This is a genomic window from Paraburkholderia sp. BCC1886 (assembly GCF_900996245.1).
Lineage (GTDB): Bacteria > Pseudomonadota > Gammaproteobacteria > Burkholderiales > Burkholderiaceae > Paraburkholderia.
The window spans coordinates 159,311-177,482 of sequence record NZ_CAAJGK010000033.1 but is presented as its reverse complement, the minus strand read 5'-3'; the positions used below and the strand labels follow the sequence as shown (position 1 = coordinate 177,482).

The window sequence follows — 18,172 nt, the reverse complement described above, 5'->3', positions numbered from 1 at the left end:
GGAAGAATTAGCAACCTATCTCCGAGGCGGTTTCTGATTAAAGATCCCTTTGACGGTATTGCAAGTCTGAAGAGTCGACTACAGCACTCAGCAGCCGTGAGCTTCTTCTCTATACAACGATGCTGCTGAAAGAAACGAAGCGGAATACCGCTCCACCGCCTGTTGTCCCTGCGTATTGCAGGGTTCAGGACACGCTTGGGTCCAACGTACTATACCGTCGCGAACGTATTAAGCGAATGCTCGTGCCACCGGGCCGCTGTTGGAGGGAAAATCGAGGCGGCGCCCCTCGGGGCTTCAACAGGGTGCGATTAAACAATTCCTTCAAGCCGCTCGATCTGCTGACCCGCCGCCCGCCCGTCAGGTGGAGAGTGTTCGCGGCCACGGGCATGCTGCCGTGGTCTGGAACAGCGACAAGAGTCGCTGGTCGGCCGGCCATATGACGGCCAATCGGCACAATGTGGTACGGCCACACGATCGCGATGCTTGGTCCTGATCGTAGCGCAATCAATCGCGCGCATGCCAGTGCCATCCCGACTGGAGGCTTATGCGAAGGCACACCCGGCTCAAGACTGCACTACTATGGCATGCAACGTTTTAATCCAGGCGTTTTGGGTCTTCCGGCAGCCAATGGTTCAACGTGTTGCTGCGGCAAGGCGAATACCCATTCCCACAAATGTTGCTCCGACAACGCGATTTAGCCAACGGCTCACGGTCGATCGCTTTCTGAGGGAATGCGCCACCATGGCGGCGCAGCATGCCACTACGGAATCATTGAGAAAGCCCAGCAATACCATCACGCTGCCGAGCACAAAAAACGCGACTGTTTTGTGCGGGGTGCTCGTTTCAACGAACTGGGGTAAAAAAGCAATATAAAACAGAAGTACCTTCGGATTCGTCACGTTAGTCACGAATCCGCGCAACAACAACGTCCCAAGGGGAACACGGGGAAGCAAAACCGCGCGATCGACGGCGTGCACATCGCTTCTCATCAAAAGCGTACTTATTCCGAGATAGATCAGGTAGATTGCGCCGACCCATTTGATGACGTTGAAAGCCAACGTTGATTCTGCAAGCAGTGCGCTAAGACCGAGCGCGCATGCCATCGTATGGACACAGCCGCCCAGCGATACGCCCAAGGCGGAGAGGACACCTGCCCGCCGCCCGTGAGCAATACTGTGTCCCACGACGTACGCCATATCAGGTCCCGGCGTAAGATTCAGCAGGGTGACAGCGCCGACAAACAGCGGAAATGCATTTATGCCGAGCATGATCATTACAATGTTCAGAATTGGACGATGGGTGTTCGGTAACGGGCGACGTGCAAACAAGCGGCATTGGCAGTTGGCTGTTTGCCGGGTTGGTTATCCAATATGGCCAGATTAAGAAGTCGACACTGCTTCTTCAATGTTCTCACCTATATCGGACAGACGCAAACGCATCGTATCATTCGCGCCTGAGCCCTCCTTAAGCGAGTTATCCACGCCGCTCGGCTGCTCGCCCGTATCGTAGTCGACAATGCCCCGCCGGGCCGTTGAACCCGTGGATTTCGTCCAGCTTTTTACAGGCGCGCGCAGTTACCAATGTCGTCCATCGGTCTAGCCAAGGATCAGGGAACATAGAAAACATATTTTGAAAATGGCTTTTGAAACGATTTGCGGCTCCTGTTGACGGATCGGACTGAATCGATGCTGATTTTCTCAGACCGACCCGGAGGGGTAATCGACCCACTGTGAAGCAATTATTCGTTCGGCGACGAATGCGAGATCAGGACATCTCAACATGACCATGCGACAGCTTTGTGAGCGGGCTGCTCGGAGTGTCTGCATGACGCAAACGACGTCCATGCATTTCCCACCTGCCGTCCTTTATCGTTTAAAGCGCTGAACACTGGAGAATTTGATTAGCGCTAATCGGACCCGGGAAGCGTGGTTTGCCGGAAAAGGCATTCCGAGGGCAATCCCACCAAGAATCATCAGCATCGAAACAATCAGTGAGGCACTGACTGTCTCGCCGAGCCCAATGGTCGAGGAGGCAACCCCGACAACAGGCGTCGCCAACAAGCCTAACGAGGTGGTAACGGCAGGCAGGCTTCGATTGACCATCGCCATGGCCCAGTAAGCGAGCGCTGTGCCAAATAATCCGCCAAACAGGAAAGCGCCTGCGAGTTGGGAAGACCACACGATTCCCGGCGGACCATCCAGACCAAGCGCAAGCAAAGACAAAATACAGGAGGCTAGTAACGCCTGCCAGAAAAGCAATTGAAACGGCGTAGATACCCATTTATGGGCACGAACGTAGAGAATGTTCGCCGCCCAGCAAAAAGCCGCGAGCAAAATCACGCCGTTGCCGAGCAAGGCGTGTGCGTCGGTCCAGTCTAGCGCCCAAGGGTTGAACATGAGCGCGAGGCCGACCAAACCAAAGGCAATGCCCGCAAGTTGGCGCGGCAACGGCCTTTCTCGAAGAAACAGCCAGGCACCCGGTGCAACCCAAAGCGGTGTCGTATAACCGAGCACGATGGACCGTCCAACCGGCACAAATTTGAGCCCCAGCGCGACGAGGGTCGAAAAGGCAACCATATGGAGCAAGGTTATCGTCAGCAAGACAGGCAAGTCGCCGCGCTTAGGGACTATTAGCTGACCGCGCGCGAGCTGAATGACAAACAGCGCCGCGCTCGCAATCGCACATCGAATCGCGGTAGTCCACAACGGCGTCACGTGCTGGACAATGATTTTCGTCACTGTCCAATTCAACCCCCAACTCAAGATCACTAATGCAAACAGAAGTAATGCAAAGCCACTCGGAAGAGGATGGATAGTGTTTCGGTCCATAGGTACGCAACGTCAGGAGTAAGTCGGCACGATCATACGTTTGACTGGCGCCTCGTCAAAGGGTATGTTTTTATAAAAACATGGGGCCAGTTTTATGGTTGATACTCTCGCCGGCGTGATCGACCTCAACGTGGATCCGCAAAGCGGCATTGCCCTGACCCTGCAACTTTGCGATCAGTTGAGGCGCGCTATTGCGGCAGGGAGGCTTGTAAGTGGCCGGCGTCTGCCTTCCAGTCGGGACCTCGCGCTCCAGCTGCGAGTGTCGAGAAATACCGTCTCCGCTGTGATCGGTCAGTTGGCCATGGAGGGCTATCTCGATGTTTCGAGAGGGCGCCGTCCGGTCGTGGCGTTCATGTCGTCTTCAAGCCTGATCGCAGTTGAATCGGAAATGTCTCGGCGCGACAATGGCGCAGGCATGTCGCGATGGGCGCAGCAGATCGGGCGCAGCGACTGGCCGTTCGCAGGTGACGGACGCCCGCAGCCGTTCGTCCCCGGCGTGGCCGATGCTCGGGAGTTCCCTCACGCAATCTGGGGTCGATCTCTGAGGACCGCTTCGCGCTACGCGCTCTCTCGAAGAAGCATGGCATGCAACCGGACCGAGTTGCAAAAGGTGCTACTCCGCCATCTTGTCGAATACCGCGGCGTCCATGCAGATGCACAACAGGTTTTTCTGATGCCGACCGCTCAGGCCGCCATCGCACTCGTCGCTCGCGTGGTATTGGATCCGGGAGACGTTGCCTGGGTCGAAAGCCCGGGTTACGGAGGCGCGCGCGCGGCATTTGAAGCTGCGGGCGCAACAGTACAAGGCATCGCGCTTGATCAAGGCGGCCTGGCTTTCGAAAAGTCTCCGGACATACCGAAGTTGATATTCGTCACGCCAGCACACCAACATCCAACGGGTTTGCTGATGCCAGCCACCCGCCGACAAGCGCTGCTGCAGTTTGCCGCCCGAGTCGGCGCGCGGATCATCGAAGACGACTATGACAGTGAATTTCACTACGAAGGACGACCCGTAGCCGCACTCCAGGGATCCGATCAAGCAGACAGCGTGTTTTATGTCGGCACGTTCTCGAAATCGCTCCATGCGGACATCCGGGTGGGTTACGTCGTCGTGCCCAAGCATTTAGTCGAGGTATTTGCCAAAGCTCAAAGACACACGGGCCAAATCGTCAGCATGACGCTACAGGATGCCTTAGCCGATTTTATCGGCGAAGGCCACTACGCCGCCCACATTCGCAAGATGACGCGCATCTATCACGCACGACGCGATTACCTGTGTCATGCATTGAAGACTATTGGAGGCGACTTGACCGTATCGCCACCGGATGGCGGTATGCAGCTCGTAGCCCTTTTGAGACGGCTTCGTGATGATCATGATGTGTGCCGGCGTCTGGCTGAAGTGGGAGTCGTAGTACGCCCACTGTCGCGCCATTATTTCGATGAAACGACTGCTCAAGGATTATTTCTCGGCTTTGCCGCCTGGAACGAAACTGAGATCGACGCGGGTGTCCAGGTCATTGCGAAGGTGCTGCGCGAGTGAGCAGCAACTACATTGAATTTGTCGAGGTCCCGCCGCGATAGAAACGGGCGGCTATTTCTATCGAGCGTTATGATCGCTAGCCAATTCACCAGCGAGTCTTCCAAGCCGCTGTAGTGCATCGTCCAGGCTTTGGTCGAATGGCTGCGGACAGCTCAGACGGATAAACGATGCAAAGCGCTGCGAATTGGAGAATATGGTCCCGGGGGCAATGCGAATCCCGCGCGTCAACGCCTCTTCGAACAGCCGGCCCGAATCAGTACCGGGCGGCAGTTCTACCCAAAGCACGATGCCACCAACCGGCACGCTAAGCCGCGTGCCGCGTGGGAAATAACGGGCAATGGCATCGGCGGTCGCTTCCCGCTGCGTTCGTAATCGCTCCCGCAACTGGAAGAGATGCCGATCGTATGCACCCGACCCAATAAACTCTGCAGCGACGAGTTGAGACAAGCTCTCGTTGTTTCTGCTTTGCGCGAACTTGAGCATCTTGACGCGGGCGTGCCATCGCCCCGACGACATCCATCCGAGCCTTAAACCAGGCGCCAGGACTTTATTCAACGATGCGCAATGAATCACGCCGCCGTCGCGGTCCCATGCCTTTAAAGGTTTGTTCTGTGCAGCGTCATCCAGCAATTCCCTGTACGGCTCGTCCTCGATCACCGCAACCTTATGCCGCGCGCAAAGCCGGACCAATTCCGCTTTTCGTTCATTAGGCATTACGCTGCCAAGCGGATTCTGAAGGTTCGGCACAACCACCACGGCCTTGATATCCTCATAGGCACGCAGCGCCATTTCCAGCGCTCCAAGTGACATCCCCGTTGTCGGGCTGGTGGATATCTCGAGCGCGCGCAATCCCAGGCTCTCGATTATCTGCAACAGGCCGAAGAACGCCGGGGATTCTATCGCTACCGTATCGCCTGCCTTAGTGACCGCTCGCAACGCCAGATTCACCGCTTCCACACCTCCGGTCGTAGCAATGACCTCATCGGGCGTGAGCGTCATCCCCGCCGAAAGAGCCCGTTTGGCAATGGTTTGCCGAAGCACGGCGCCAGCTGTTTCTCCTACTGCTTCCGTCAGCAGTGTAGGCTGGTGGCGGAGGATTTTTATCGTCAGCGCTTGTAATCGTGCGGTCGGGTAAAGCGATGCTGCGGCCGTTGCTCCAGCCAGATTCAGCGCTTGAGGATACCGCTGCGCTTGTGCGATCACTTTCGAAATCGTTTCGTGCAGACCGACGAACTGCGCTTCCATTGGCGCTGGCGGGTTGACCGGCTCATCGACACCGGGTAAGGCCGGCACGGTCTGCCCGCGAACGAAATATCCGGAGCGAGGTTTAGCTTGCAGCCAGCCCGCATCTTCGAGTCGCCTGAAGACTTGCAGCGCTGTCGAGAGGCTAACTTGATGCCGATGCATCATCACCCGGACGGAAGGCATGCGGTCGCCCGGCACGAGCGTCCCTGAGGCGATCACGCGACGGTAGTGCTCGGCTAGACGCTCATACAGCGGCGCGCCTTCCATGGGCAGGCCGCGCGGCGGCGTTTCAATCAACATGGTCATTATGCAGATGCTGCGGGTAACCCGTCGCTCGCGCCAGATACAGATGGCAGGAAATTGAACGGAAACAGACAGACAATGGCGATCTGTTATGCAATAGATTTCACAACACTGAGTCTATCGTCAAGTGAGGCGGATCACCAGGCTTGAGCGGTACTTGCGCCTTTTCGTAAAAGGCTTGATGTGCTCAGGACAAACGGAGAAGGCGCCCCTCGCGCAAGCAATTCGGCAATGTCCTTTCATTCTGTTTCGCGCCCCGCCGCTCACGCGTGGGTGGGCCGCCCGAGTCCCCAAGTTCCGCGTCGGCTCGCCCGGCTGCGCGTGCCCTTCCTTGCCCGCAACAACCTGTTGATCGTCGAAGAGATCGGCTACCTGCCTATCCGCTCCACCGCCGGCAACCTGTTCCTCCTGTTGGTCAACGCCAACCACGCGCGCTGCGCTACCAACCGCACGTCCTGTCGCGGATAAATGCAGTCATCGCAGCCATTCGGGGCGAACACCGGCAAGGACCACATCCGCGATCCGCACGGCGTACAGCTTACCTGCATCCTCAATCGCGAGCACGACTCGCTGCAGAACCTGACGGTCGTCATGCGTCAGCGGAGTGCGCAGGTCCGGCGCGAACCGCAGCCGCAGTCGTTCCCATCCTGCCCGCAGAAACCCGTAAGATCCGAAAGCGTCAGCGCCCCAGCATTGCTTTGCCACTATCGTACGTCGAGCGCCAACGCCAACAAACGGTCATCCTCCTGTGTGCCTGGCGCCGGGATACACATTGGCGATGGCGATGACATGATCTCCAGCCAGGAGATACGGTTGTACCTGCTGTGAGGGTTCGCTTTTGTCGGATATCCTGTGGACATCGCTGGCGGAAAGACTGATCTCCGGTATTCGAACCCTCCCTTGTGAGCATCGCCTCAACCTATGTCGGCTTGTCGCCCCCAAGTTGCGGGTACCCCGTGAGCGATATCGTTCAAGTGCGCCATCTGCCAAAAAAATTGCAGGCAACACGTTCGAGTCTGATCATTGAATGGAACATCGAGAGTCCCTCCCACCCCTGAATCCAACCCGCGCCTTCGAGGCCACTGGGCGCCATCTGAGCATCTCGAAGGCGGCGCAAGAACTGGCTGTAACACCCGCAGCGGTAAGCCGCCAGGTCCGGACACTGGAGCTTTACCTCGGCGTCAGCCTGTTTGAACGGATAAAAGGACGACTGGAGTTGACGGCCGCGGGTGCCAGTTATCTTGCCGAGTTGATGCCGCTCTTCGTTACCCTGCGAGAGGCAACGGCAAATCTTCGCACCACGACGCGCCGGGCGAATGTTCTGAAAATCCGCTCGCCTGCTACCTTCGCGGTGAGATGGCTCATTCCCCGGCTGGCCAACTTCCATCGGTTGCACGACAACATCGAGGTTCAGCTCACCACGTCCTCCGCGCCATTGAATTTTAGCCGTGAAGATATCGATGCCGGCATACAGTTGGGCGATGGGAATTGGCCAGATGTTCACGTCCAGCGTTTGATTCCCAACATCCTCATCCCGGTCGCAACATCGTCGCGTTCTTCGACTGCGCGCCCGAACCTGCAGGGCGAAACGCTGCTTCACTCGCTCGCACGGCCTGAGGACTGGGCGCTCTGGCTTCAAGGCGCCGGGATGCCTTCGAGCGCCGGGCGCAGAGAGATGCGCTATGAGACCTCCCTGCTTACCTATCAGGCAGCAATAGAAGGCCACGGCGTAGCCATTGCTCAGGAAGCCCTCGTGCGCGCCGAACTCAACAGCGGCGCGCTGATCGCCCCATTCCCGTTCAAGCTCGACCGGGGCGCTCACACGTACTATTTTGCCTGGCCCTCGCACCGGCAGCCGTCGGAAGCGCTTACAGTCTTTCGCGATTGGCTGGTTGCACTTGTCGTCGCATAGATCGAGCTTCTAACGACCAGTCTCAAGTATCGCGCCCATAGAATTAGGCAACAAAAATAGACGTCACGTCATCGCCAGAATGGCCACGCGGTCCTAACATTTGTTTCGCGGCGCTCACGATTGATCCTTCGACCTGAATCATCCAGAAGATCTGGATCGAATCCCTCGTCGCGTTTTGCTTTTCGACAACTGCAACTTGTCGCAGTAATTTGCCATCCCCGGTTGGTGAAGCTGCGGTCGTCATCAAAATAGCCGGTCGACTACATTTATTTTTTCAAATCGAATAAACATCGTTTTTATTAAGGATACTTGACCATGCTCACAGTCACAAATCCAGCAGATGGGTCGTACGTTGGCGAAGTTCCCGAAATGACGGTTTCCGAAGTCCGGGCCGCTGTCGACCGGACCTGCGACGCCTTCCCCGCCTGGTCGCGCAAACTGGCTAAAGAACGCAGCGAATTATTGCGACGCTGGTTCGAACTGGTTCGCGAAGACAAACGCATGTTTGCGGAAATCATCGTCAAGGAGAACGGCAAGTGCCTCTCCGACGCTATGGGCGAAATCGAATACGGTCTCGGCTTTATCGAGTGGTACGCAGAAGAAGCCAGGCGCGTGTACGGTGACACCATCCCAACCCATGCTTCCAACGCGCAGGTTATCGTAGTGAAGGAGCCTGCGGGTCCGACGGCGGCCATTACGCCGTGGAATTTCCCGTTCATGATGATCACCCGCAAGATCGCGACCGCCCTCGCTGCCGGTTGCACGATGATCATCAAGCCCTCGGAGCTGACTCCGCTGACGGCATACAAGTTGCTCGAGTATGCGCGAAAGGCCGGTATCCCCGAAGGCGTATTCGAAATGGTGACGGGCAATCCGAAGGAAATCGGCGACGTTTTCACGACTGACTCCCGCATCCGGAAAATTTCGTTCACCGGTTCGACGGCGGTTGGCAAGCTGCTGGCCAGTGCGTGCGGAAAGGACCTCAAGAAGATGACGCTGGAACTGGGCGGCAACGCACCGTTCATTGTTTTCGACGATGCCAGCTTCGACGACGCCGTCGCAGGGCTTGTCGCCGCCAAGCTCCGTAATTCAGGTCAGGTTTGCATCTCGCCCAACCGTATCTACGTTCAAGAAGGTATTCACGATCGTTTCGTCGCAGCAGTAACCGAGCGGGTGGCAAAAATCCGTGTGGACCAGGGGCTGCAGGAAGAGTCGGTGGTCGGCCCGATGATCAACGAGGCCGGCCTGAACAAGGTCGCACAGCTGGTGGAACAATCCAGGAATGAGGGCGCGAAGGTCGTACTCGGCGGCAAGCGGCACGAAAAGGGCGGCCTGTTCTACGAGCCGACTATCCTCACCGAACTCAACGACGACATGCAGATTGCCCAGAGTGAAATCTTCGGTCCGGTATTCCCCATCTATCGATTCAAGACCGAAGAAGAAGTGGTGAAGCGTGCCAACAATACCGAGTATGGTCTGGTTGCCTACGCCTTTACCCGCGACCTGGGTCGGGCGTTCCGTCTTTCAAAGGGAATCGAGTCGGGAATGGTCATCCTGAATACCGGCGCTGTTGGAACGGCGTCGATTCCTTTCGGTGGCATCAAGCACTCCGGCTACGGCCGCGAAGGGAGCTACTACGGCATCGAGGAATACGTCGAGGTGAAGTACGTGTTGATGAGCGGCCTCGACAAGTAAGGCCGCTGAGCGTGCGGACGTTAATGTCCGCGTGCTCTGCTCTCAAACGGTGTTCTTGCTGAACCAGCCTGCACCCTACCCGGCATTTTCAGCGGGTCGACAAGCGCTCACTCGAATTCGCCTGGTGCGCGATTCGCGATCGTGCCTCCCGGTCGCGTCGCATCCCCGAGAAATACGTCACGAAAAGACAGGGAAGCAGCGACACGATCGAGTAACCCACGCCGGCCAGCTGATTGCCCGTCCAGTTCACCAGCGTCAGACTGATCAGCGGCAGGAAACCGCCGAACAGGATGTTCCCCAGTTGCTGCGCCAGACCGAATCCGGTTGTCCGGCTTTGAGGAGGAAAGCATTCGGCAATGAACGCCGGCAATGGAGCCATGATCATGGCGGTCAGGATTGCCAGGACCGCAATCAATGCGGACACACTCCACCATGAAGAACTGGCTACGCTGATGCGTATTCCCGCGAAGACCGGGTAGGCCGCAACAATCCACAACAGGATTCCGATGAACATCGTGCGTGACCTGCCGATACGGTCCGAGACCCGTCCAAAAACAGGATATAGCGGAGCTGCCACGATGATCCCGCCAGCGAGGCAGAGATTCGATTGGGTGGGCTCGACCTTCAGGACATTCTGCAGGAAGTAGAGCATATAAACGATCGAGGTATAGAGGGAAACGGATGTCCCTCCCTGAGCGCCAAACATGGCAACCAGAATCGACTTCCACGCGTTTCTGTTCGACAGGGTGTCCACTAGCGGCGACTTCGATAACCGCCCCGCTTCCTTCATTTCCTTGAAGACAGGCGTCTCGGTCATTCCGAGGCGAACCCAGGTCGCGACGGCGACGATCGGCGCGGAGATGACGAACGGTACGCGCCATCCCCATGCGTTGAAGCTTGTCGGGTCGAGTGTCAGTTTGAGCAGCGAGACCACGGCTAGCGCAAAAAGTAGCCCGATACTGGCCGTGCTTTGAAGCACGCTGGTACACATTCCCTTCCGGTCTTCAGGGGCGTGCTCCATCACATAGACGACCGCGGAACCGTATTCCCCGCCTAGGGCAATCCCTTGAATGATCCGCAACGAAAGCAGAGCAATGGGCGCGAAAATGCCAATCGTGGCGTAGGTCGGCAGGCACCCAATCGCAACGGTCGATACGCCCATCAGGACCAGTGTGATGACGAATGTCTTCTTGCGCCCGATCCGGTCCGACATGGGACTGAAGATCATCGTGCCGACTGGCCGCGCCAGATAGGCAATGCCGAAGGTTGCGACGCCCAGCGACGCTGCCAGAACCTTGTCGGCAGACGGGAGAAAAAGGTGCGTTAACGTGGCCGTCAATGCCACATAGACGAAGAAATCATAGTACTCGAGCACAGTCCCGATACAGGACGTCGCGACAACGCGGAGCATAGGTACGCCTGATCGGCGTGCTTCGGGAGCCGTAGCCATTTTTGCCTCCTCCAATGATGTTTTTTATCTGTCTGATACGCCGAACCGTCGGGACGTTCCAGCGCGACCAGTCACGCAGTGCTCGCCCCTAGGTCTGCCGGGATTCCGCTCGATCGAGAAACTCGTTCACCGCGGCCTTGTGCTCGTCTCCGCACAGCAGGATGGCCTGCATGGACGCAGCCATTTCAAGCGCCGTCGTTAAAGGTGCGTGCGCGGATTCCCGCACGAGTCGCTTTGCCATCCGCATGGCATGGGGCGGATTGCGGGCGATTTTTCTTGCGAGCGCGAAGGCCTCGACCTCGAGACGATCGTCCGGGACGACTCTCGAAACTATGCCAATGCGCATGGCGGTTTCGGCATCGATGAATTCACTCGTTAGCGTGAGTTCCAACGCCTTCGCGGGTCCTACGATACGAGACAGAAACCACGCACCGCCAATGCCTGACACCAGTCCGAGTCGAAGAAAGCTTTCCGCAAATTGGGCTTTCGTGGCGGCAACCCTCACGTCGCACATCAGCGCCAGATCGCATCCGGCGCCCACCGCCGCGCCGTTGACCGCGCAGACCGACGGAATGTCGAGATCATGAAGCGCTCTCGTGATTCGATGCAGGCTGTTGCGCAACCGGTCGCGAACGTCGGTCACGCTACCCTCCATCAGGTCCTTACCGTCCCGCATGTCCTTGACGTTTCCCCCCGTGCAGAAATGTTTTCCAGACGAGCGCAGGAGCAGGCACGCTACCCCGCTCAGGCTGTTGATGCTTTCGAGCGCGTCCGACAGCGCCTCGGTCATCGCAACGTTCAGCGCATTTCCATTGTCAGCGCAGTTGAGCGTCAGCGTGAGCACGCCGGACTCGATGGATTGAAGGACCAGTCCATCATTCTTGACCATCAGTTGATTCGACATTTCTTACCTTTTTCTCTGGCAGCGGTTATCAACCGCTATGACGTTCAGGAGTTGGTAAATTCCGGTTGGCGGCGATCTAGAAAGGCTTTCATACCTTCTTTCTGGTCACGCAGCGAAAAGCCGGCATGGAACAGCCGTCTCTCGAACAGAAGTCCTTCTGACAAAGAAGATTCAAAGGACCGATTGACGGCCTCCTTGATGGCCATCACGACAGGGAGCGACTGTCGCGCGATAGACTGTGCGATCTCCATTGCAACCGGGAGCAACTGGTCGCGCGTGGTCACTCTCGATATCAATCCGATAGAGAGCGCTTCCTGAGCGGAGATCGCGTCGCCGGTCAGACACATCAGCATGGCCGCAGATTTGCCGACTGATCGCGGAAGCCGTTGCGTGCCGCCCGCGCCTGGAACAATGCCAAGTTTGACTTCCGGCTGCCCGAACCTGGCGTCGTCAGAAGCCACGACGATGTCGCACATCATCGCCAGTTCGCATCCTCCACCGAGTGCATATCCCGCTACTGCTGCAATCAACGGTTTTCTGACGGTGCGGATGCGATCCCAGTTCTTCCCGATATAGTCCTGGCCAAATGCGTCGACGTAGTTCAGGCTGGCCATCGCTTCGATGTCCGCACCGGCTGCGAAGGCCCGATCCGATCCCGTCAGGACAATTGCATGGATATCAGGATCGGCTTCCATGCGCATCAACGCATCGACCAGCGCATTGACAAGCAGGTCGGATAAAGGATTTAAATTATTTTCGGACGCCAAACGTAGCAGTGCCACGTTCGACATTTTTTCTATATCAACGAGCAGGCGATTCATGATCGGGGCTTTCCTGGTTAAACGTCAGCGGTTCGCTTTGATATGGACCGGACCACGCCCTGATTCAGCAGGTCCGCAATTTCTTCTTCGGCAATGCCGTAGAGCGCTAACATTTCGATGGTGTGTTGACCATTTAGCGGAGCGGGTGTCATCTCCGAACCATAGTCCGACGGCCCAAGCGCAAAGCCATGGGTACGAATCTTTCCAGCAACGGGATGTTCAACGGTGCACGCAAGTCCGCTCTCACGGTAGGCTTCCGACTTCACCACGTCGCTGTAGCGGGAGACGGGGGCGCAGATAATGTCACGTGCCGAGAGCAGGGAGATCCATTCCGAGGTGTCACGCTCCGCAAAGATCCTCGCGAGCAGCGGGTGAAGGACCGCGCGGTTTTCGACGCGCGCGTCGTTGCCTGAAAATCGTGGGTCTGTCTCGACCCATGCGATGTCGAGCACTTCACAAAGTGCAGTCCATCGGCCCGCGTGGTACGCAACGACCATCAGCCAGCCATCACGTGTGGGGAACACCTCGTTGGGTGACGCATAGGGCGCCGCGCTGCCGGTGCGCTCCGGATCTTTTCCCGAAGCGAGAAACGCCGCGAAGCCGATCTGCTGAAGCATGATCGTCGAGTTGTAGAGACTGACGTCGAGATGCTGACCTGCCCCACCCGCCCGGACTTCCACCAGAGCGCCGAGTACGGCTATTGCTGCGAGGTAGCCCGATACCATGTCGGCCACAGGTGTGGGTGTTTTTATCGGTTCACCCTCGGCTTCGCCCAAGGTGCTCATCAGGCCGCTGGCCGCCTGAATCACGCCGTCCACGCCCGGGCGGCTACTGCACACACCAGTTTGACCGAACGCCGATATCGAGCAATAGATGAGACTCGGGTTCTCTTTCCTGATGGAGTCGTAATCAAGCCCGAGGTTTGCCATTGCCCCAGGGCGGAAATTTTCGACGACGACATCGGCCTCACGAATCATCTTGCGCAACGTCCGGCGTCCCGCATCGCTTTTCAGGTCGATGGCGAGGCTGAACTTGTTCCGGTTGACGCTGATAAATGCGGCGCTTTCTCCGTTAATCCAGGGCGGTCCAATCTGGCGACCGATTTCGCCGCCTGGCGGCTCGATCTTGGTCACATGCGCGCCGAGGTCAGCGAGCGTCATCGAGCATACGGGGCCGGCTAGCACGTGCGAGAAGTCCAGCACACGTACGCCTTTAAGGCTGTCTCGTAACATTTGTCTTTATCCTGTCTGCAGCCATTCGCAACCTTTGCAAATCGCTGAAGCCCAGAATAGTTGTGCGTCTTCAACGCGACAATCGACAATACCTAAAGGAGTCTTTTACTTTTTGTTAAAAGGTAGAGGTCGACCACCCCGCACGGCGCGCCACGAACCCACGATCCAATTTCTCGATCGCCTCGCAACCAATCAAGGCAAGCGTGCGATCGACCTCGTCCTTGATCATCCGGATAACGTCGGCGACGCCCACCTCGCCGTTGGCCGCGAGTCCATACAAGGTTGCCCGGCCCAGCATCACCGCACGTGCGCCCGACGCAATTGCCTTGACCACGTCCGCACCACGCCGCACGCCGCTGTCGACGACGACCGTCGCGGCCCCGGCGCTATCGGCAATTGCAGCCAACACGTCCATCGACGCCGGCAGGTCGGCAAGCTGCCTGCCGCCATGATTCGATACGATCACCCCGTCCGCCCCGGCTTCGAGACAGAGCTTCGTGTCTTCGGGCGTGACGATTCCCTTGACGAGCAGCTTGCCCGGCCACGCGTCGCGCAATCGCCGCAGATCGTCCCAACTGAAACTCGCGTCCATCTGACGACGCAGCACGGCCGCTTGCGATTCGGTATCGGAGGCATCGTCCGTCGCGAAGTTCTTCAGCTGCGGCATCCCGTTGGTCAGATAGGACCAGAGCCAGCGCGGATGGGACAAGCCGTCCAGCGCGGCGCGCAAGCTCGGCTTGAACGGCATCGCAAAGCCATTGCGCAGATCGCGCTCACGAAAGCCGTTGACCGCTACATCGGTGGTCAGTATCAAGGTCGAATAGTTCGCCGTGCGCGCCCGGCTCACGAGACTCTTCGCGAGATTACGGTGGACTACATACAGCTGGAACCACAGGTCGCCGTCCGCGCCTTTCGCGACTTCTTCGATCGACATGTTCGACGCGGTGGACAGCGCGAACGGTATGCCCGCTTTTGCTGCGGCGCGCGCAAGCGCCAGATCGCCCTGCGGCCAGAACGCACCGTTCAGGCCCGTCGGCGCGATCACCAGCGGAGAAGGAAGCCGTTTGCCGAGCAGCTCGATCGACTGGTCGCGCCGACTGACATCGCGCAAACGGCGCGGTTGCAACTCCCACCGGTCGAACGCATCGCGGTTGTGCCGCAGGCCCGATTCGTCGTCGGCGCCGCCTTCCAGATAATCGAATACCATCCGCGGCAGGCGGCGGCGCGCTTCCGCACGATAATCGCCTACCGAGAAAACACCTGGAATACCGGTTCGCATGGTCAAGCCCGGCCGACCGGAGGAATATGCCGCCGCACGATCATCAGGCAGATAAACACGAGGAACATCGCGCCGCCCAGCATGCCGAGGTAAGCCGACGCCCCGCCCTGAGTAATCACGAACGCGCCGGCGAACGCGCTCAGAATTGCGCCGAGCCGGCCGAATGCCAGCGCCGATGCAGTGCCCGTGGCACGCACTTCGGTCGGGTAGATGTAAGCGCACAACGCGTACATGGTCGACTGAACCGCATTCACGAACAGGCCGTGCACACCGATGCCGAACACCAGCAGGTTGGTCTGCGTCGACACGTTGATGCCGCGCAGGAACAGCGCGCTGGCACACGCAGCGAGGCAACAGACGAGCAGTGGCCACCGCGAACCGAGGCGTCCAATGGCGACGGCGCAGCCGAGCGCACCGATAACGCCGCCGAGGTTGTAAGCCGTCAGACCCGAACCCGCGACCGAGGGGCTCAAGCCCTCTCCGGCCAGCATGGTCGGCAGCCAGCTAAACGCGCTATACACGGCGATCAGGTTCATGAAAAACGCCACCCAGATGGCGACCGTATCGCGTCCATGTCCCGCCGAGAACAACGCGCGAAAACCGGCGTGCTGCTGGACGTTCTGCTCCCGCAAGTCGGCGAAGGCGACGTTCGCCTCGATGGAACGCGCCATTCTGCCCAGCAACGCGCGCAACTCGTTCCAGCGCTCGCGATGACGCGACAGATAGCGCGGCGACTCGGGCATCGTGAAAAACAGAAGTACGGCTAGCGCGATGGGCAGCGTGCCGCCGATCAGAAACAGTCCGCGCCAGCCGTAATGCGGCAGCACGACGCTGGCGAACAGACCCGCGAGCATGCCGCCGAGCGGCACACACACGATCGTCGCGGTCACCGCGAGGGTGCGCCGGCGTGCCGGCGTAAATTCCGCGGTCATGGTCGTCGAACTCGGCAACGCGCCGCCGATGCCCAGGCCCGCGAAGAAACGCAGGATCGCGACCGTCGTGACGTCGGGCGAGAAAGCGATGGAGCTGGTCGCGATGCCGAACACCAGCACACTGCCGATGATCGCCCAGCGCCGCCCGAACCGGTCGGCAAACAGGCCGGCAAACGCACTACCCACGCCCATCCCGACGAGGCCCGCGGCCACCGCGGGTGCAAACGCATTGCGCGTGATGCCCCATTCCCTGATCAGACTCGGGATAGCGAAGCCGATGAGCTGACCATCGAATCCATCCATGACGATGGAAAGCGCGGCGAGGAACACGACTATTTTCTGAAAGCGGGAGAACACGCCGTCGTCGAGCGTAAGGCCTATGTCGATGGTGACCGGCGCGCGCAGGTTGTTGTCGTTCATGTCAGCGCTCCAATCTGAGTGGGTCGATGGGCATTGCAGTCTCCTGAAGAATATTGATCGCCTGGGTGAAACGGCGTGTGCGGTGTGCCCCGCCTTGCAACCCGTTCAGAACGGGTAGTGACGCGGGGTCGTCTGCACGGTCAGCCAGCGCAGATCGGTGAACTCGGCGATCCCGGCCTTTCCGCCGAAATGCCCGAAGCCGCTCGACTTCACGCCGCCAAACGGCATCTGCGCTTCGTCGTGGACGGTCGGACCGTTGATGTGGCAGATGCCCGATTCGATGCGGCGGGCAATCGTCATCGCACGCGCGACGTCGCGGCTGAAGACGGCGGCGGAGAGTCCGTATTCGTTGTCGTTCGCGCACGCCACCGCTTCTTCGTCGCCGTCGACGCGCACGATCGGCTTGACCGGGCCGAACGATTCTTCGTGGTAGATCTGCATATCGGGGCTCACGTAGTCGAGCAACGTGGCCGGCATCAGCGTGGTATCGGACTTGCCGCCGCACACCAGTTTCGCGCCCTTCGCCAGCGCGTCGTCGATCAACGCGTTGCAGCGGCTGACCGTGGCGAAGTCCACGACCGAGCCCAGCACGACGGGGCCTTTTCGCGGATCGCCGAGCGGCAGACTGTTCGCTTTCTCCACGAGACGGGTGACGAAGTCATCGGCAATCCGGCGGTCCACGACGATCCGCTCGGTCGACATACAGATCTGCCCGGAATTCGCGAACGCGCCGAAGGCCGCGCCCTGCACTGCCGCGTCGAGGTCCGCATCGTGCAGAACCAGCAACGGCGCTTTGCCGCCGAGTTCGAGCACCGACGGTTTGAGATATTTCGCGCACTGCGTCGCGATGATGCGTCCGACGCGGGTCGATCCCGTGAAGTTGACGCGTCTGACTGCCGGCTCCGCAATGATGGCTTCGACAATCGCGCCGGCATCGGCCGGTGCGTTCGTCACGAAGTTCACCACACCGCGCGGCAGGCCGGCATCCTGCAAGGCTTCGATAATCAGCCCATGCGTCGCGGGGCAGATCTCCGAGCCTTTCAGTACCACCGTGTTGCCACACGCGAGCGGCAACGCGATCGCCCGCACACCCAGAATGACCGGCGCGTTCCAGGGCGCGATACCCAGCACCACGCCTGCAGCCTGGCGAACGCCGAGCGCGAGGTTGCCGGGCACGTCCGACGGAATCACCTCGCCGGCAATCTGGGTGGTCAGCGCCGCGGCTTCGCGCAGACCATCCGCCGCGAGCTTGACGTTGAAGCCGGCCCATAGATGCGATGCGCCGGTTTCGGCTGCCATCGCGAGCGCGAACGCGTCGCCTTTCGCTTCGAGCGCGTCGGCGGCACGGTTGAGCAACGCACGCCGCTCGCCGGGGCCGATCGCCGCCCATGCGGGAAACGCCTGCGCGGCTGCCTTGACCGCGGCACGCGCATCGGCAATCGAAGCGGCGGGCGCGCGCGAGGCGACGCTGGCATCGAGCGGGTTCAGACGCTCGAACACCGCGCCGTCCTGGGCCAGCACGCGCTCGCCGTTGATCAGCATGGTGACCTGGTTCATTGCTGTCTCCTTGAATTGGTTTTTGTCAGTGCGCACGCCTGAAACGCACCTGGC

The 18,172-nt window shown here is 59.1% G+C and carries 16 protein-coding genes; 5 read left to right on the top strand and 11 right to left on the bottom strand.

Features of this window, described 5'->3' with window-relative positions:
• Positions 1-632 precede the first annotated feature (632 nt).
• Entirely contained in the window at positions 633-1,268 is a 636-nt protein-coding gene (locus tag FQ746_RS03575) for a LysE family translocator (RefSeq protein WP_144107603.1), read from the bottom strand.
• Between the two features lie 597 nt (positions 1,269-1,865).
• The gene (locus tag FQ746_RS03570) at positions 1,866-2,738 is read right to left on the bottom strand and encodes a DMT family transporter (protein ID WP_409932357.1); all 873 of its coding nucleotides are present in this window, start codon (positions 2,736-2,738) and stop codon (positions 1,866-1,868) included.
• A 184-nt stretch (positions 2,739-2,922) separates the two neighbouring features.
• On the opposite strand from FQ746_RS03570, the gene FQ746_RS03565 reads away from it, so the two are divergent.
• Positions 2,923-4,368 (top strand): PLP-dependent aminotransferase family protein, encoded by a 1,446-nt coding sequence (locus tag FQ746_RS03565; RefSeq protein WP_144107539.1) that lies wholly within the window; start codon positions 2,923-2,925, stop codon positions 4,366-4,368.
• Positions 4,369-4,425: 57 nt separating this feature from the next.
• Here the strand turns inward: FQ746_RS03565 and FQ746_RS03560 are convergent, their stop codons facing one another.
• Complete coding sequence (locus FQ746_RS03560; protein ID WP_144107538.1) at positions 4,426-5,919, bottom strand: PLP-dependent aminotransferase family protein; 1,494 nt, start codon at positions 5,917-5,919, stop codon at positions 4,426-4,428.
• A gap of 228 nt (positions 5,920-6,147) precedes the next feature.
• Here FQ746_RS03560 and FQ746_RS35480 point away from each other — a divergent pair, with 228 nt between their 5' ends.
• From FQ746_RS35480 to FQ746_RS03545, 3 genes are all read left to right on the top strand, one after another.
• Positions 6,148-6,384 (top strand): hypothetical protein, encoded by a 237-nt coding sequence (locus tag FQ746_RS35480; RefSeq protein WP_313955558.1) that lies wholly within the window; start codon positions 6,148-6,150, stop codon positions 6,382-6,384.
• Positions 6,385-6,744 carry a hypothetical protein gene (locus tag FQ746_RS03550; protein ID WP_144107537.1) on the top strand — a complete coding sequence of 120 codons (360 nt, stop codon included), beginning with the start codon at positions 6,385-6,387 and terminating at the stop codon, positions 6,742-6,744. It abuts the gene before it with no gap.
• Positions 6,745-6,943: 199 nt separating this feature from the next.
• On the top strand, positions 6,944-7,828 hold the full coding sequence (locus tag FQ746_RS03545) for a LysR substrate-binding domain-containing protein (protein WP_144107536.1): 885 nt from the start codon (positions 6,944-6,946) through the stop codon (positions 7,826-7,828).
• A 43-nt stretch (positions 7,829-7,871) separates the two neighbouring features.
• On the opposite strand, the gene FQ746_RS03540 is transcribed toward FQ746_RS03545, so the two are convergent.
• Positions 7,872-8,072, bottom strand: coding sequence for a hypothetical protein (locus FQ746_RS03540; protein WP_144107535.1), 201 nt, complete (start codon positions 8,070-8,072; stop codon positions 7,872-7,874).
• Positions 8,073-8,143: 71 nt separating this feature from the next.
• Between FQ746_RS03540 and FQ746_RS03535 the strand changes: the two genes are divergently transcribed.
• Positions 8,144-9,523, top strand: coding sequence for an NAD-dependent succinate-semialdehyde dehydrogenase (locus tag FQ746_RS03535; RefSeq protein WP_144107534.1), 1,380 nt, complete (start codon positions 8,144-8,146; stop codon positions 9,521-9,523).
• 88 nt (positions 9,524-9,611) lie between these two features.
• On the opposite strand, the gene FQ746_RS03530 is transcribed toward FQ746_RS03535, so the two are convergent.
• From FQ746_RS03530 to FQ746_RS03500, 7 genes are all read right to left on the bottom strand, one after another.
• Positions 9,612-10,973 carry an MFS transporter gene (locus FQ746_RS03530; protein WP_144107533.1) on the bottom strand — a complete coding sequence of 454 codons (1,362 nt, stop codon included), beginning with the start codon at positions 10,971-10,973 and terminating at the stop codon, positions 9,612-9,614.
• 88 nt (positions 10,974-11,061) lie between these two features.
• The gene (locus FQ746_RS03525) at positions 11,062-11,877 is read right to left on the bottom strand and encodes an enoyl-CoA hydratase-related protein (RefSeq protein WP_260853874.1); all 816 of its coding nucleotides are present in this window, start codon (positions 11,875-11,877) and stop codon (positions 11,062-11,064) included.
• 44 nt (positions 11,878-11,921) lie between these two features.
• Positions 11,922-12,698 (bottom strand): enoyl-CoA hydratase-related protein, encoded by a 777-nt coding sequence (locus tag FQ746_RS03520; protein ID WP_144107532.1) that lies wholly within the window; start codon positions 12,696-12,698, stop codon positions 11,922-11,924.
• Between the two features lie 17 nt (positions 12,699-12,715).
• Entirely contained in the window at positions 12,716-13,930 is a 1,215-nt protein-coding gene (locus FQ746_RS03515) for a CaiB/BaiF CoA transferase family protein (RefSeq protein WP_144107531.1), read from the bottom strand.
• 115 nt (positions 13,931-14,045) lie between these two features.
• Positions 14,046-15,209, bottom strand: coding sequence for an alpha-hydroxy-acid oxidizing protein (locus tag FQ746_RS03510; protein ID WP_144107530.1), 1,164 nt, complete (start codon positions 15,207-15,209; stop codon positions 14,046-14,048).
• 2 nt (positions 15,210-15,211) lie between these two features.
• Positions 15,212-16,561 (bottom strand): MFS transporter, encoded by a 1,350-nt coding sequence (locus tag FQ746_RS03505; protein ID WP_144107529.1) that lies wholly within the window; start codon positions 16,559-16,561, stop codon positions 15,212-15,214.
• Between the two features lie 105 nt (positions 16,562-16,666).
• Positions 16,667-18,118, bottom strand: a complete 1,452-nt coding sequence (locus FQ746_RS03500) for an aldehyde dehydrogenase (RefSeq protein WP_144107528.1) — start codon at positions 18,116-18,118, stop codon at positions 16,667-16,669.
• Positions 18,119-18,172 lie beyond the last annotated feature (54 nt).

Coding starts and splice junctions, on each gene's coding strand:
- FQ746_RS03575 (WP_144107603.1), bottom strand. CDS start 1,268: ATGCTCGGCATAAATGCATTTCCGCTGTTTGTCGGCGCTGTCACCCTG.
- FQ746_RS03565 (WP_144107539.1), top strand. CDS start 2,923: ATGGTTGATACTCTCGCCGGCGTGATCGACCTCAACGTGGATCCGCAA.
- FQ746_RS03560 (WP_144107538.1), bottom strand. CDS start 5,919: ATGACCATGTTGATTGAAACGCCGCCGCGCGGCCTGCCCATGGAAGGC.
- FQ746_RS35480 (WP_313955558.1), top strand. CDS start 6,148: ATGTCCTTTCATTCTGTTTCGCGCCCCGCCGCTCACGCGTGGGTGGGC.
- FQ746_RS03550 (WP_144107537.1), top strand. CDS start 6,385: ATGCAGTCATCGCAGCCATTCGGGGCGAACACCGGCAAGGACCACATC.
- FQ746_RS03545 (WP_144107536.1), top strand. CDS start 6,944: ATGGAACATCGAGAGTCCCTCCCACCCCTGAATCCAACCCGCGCCTTC.
- FQ746_RS03540 (WP_144107535.1), bottom strand. CDS start 8,072: ATGACGACCGCAGCTTCACCAACCGGGGATGGCAAATTACTGCGACAA.
- FQ746_RS03535 (WP_144107534.1), top strand. CDS start 8,144: ATGCTCACAGTCACAAATCCAGCAGATGGGTCGTACGTTGGCGAAGTT.
- FQ746_RS03530 (WP_144107533.1), bottom strand. CDS start 10,973: ATGGCTACGGCTCCCGAAGCACGCCGATCAGGCGTACCTATGCTCCGC.
- FQ746_RS03525 (WP_260853874.1), bottom strand. CDS start 11,877: ATGTCGAATCAACTGATGGTCAAGAATGATGGACTGGTCCTTCAATCC.
- FQ746_RS03520 (WP_144107532.1), bottom strand. CDS start 12,698: ATGAATCGCCTGCTCGTTGATATAGAAAAAATGTCGAACGTGGCACTG.
- FQ746_RS03515 (WP_144107531.1), bottom strand. CDS start 13,930: ATGTTACGAGACAGCCTTAAAGGCGTACGTGTGCTGGACTTCTCGCAC.
- FQ746_RS03510 (WP_144107530.1), bottom strand. CDS start 15,209: ATGCGAACCGGTATTCCAGGTGTTTTCTCGGTAGGCGATTATCGTGCG.
- FQ746_RS03505 (WP_144107529.1), bottom strand. CDS start 16,561: ATGAACGACAACAACCTGCGCGCGCCGGTCACCATCGACATAGGCCTT.
- FQ746_RS03500 (WP_144107528.1), bottom strand. CDS start 18,118: ATGAACCAGGTCACCATGCTGATCAACGGCGAGCGCGTGCTGGCCCAG.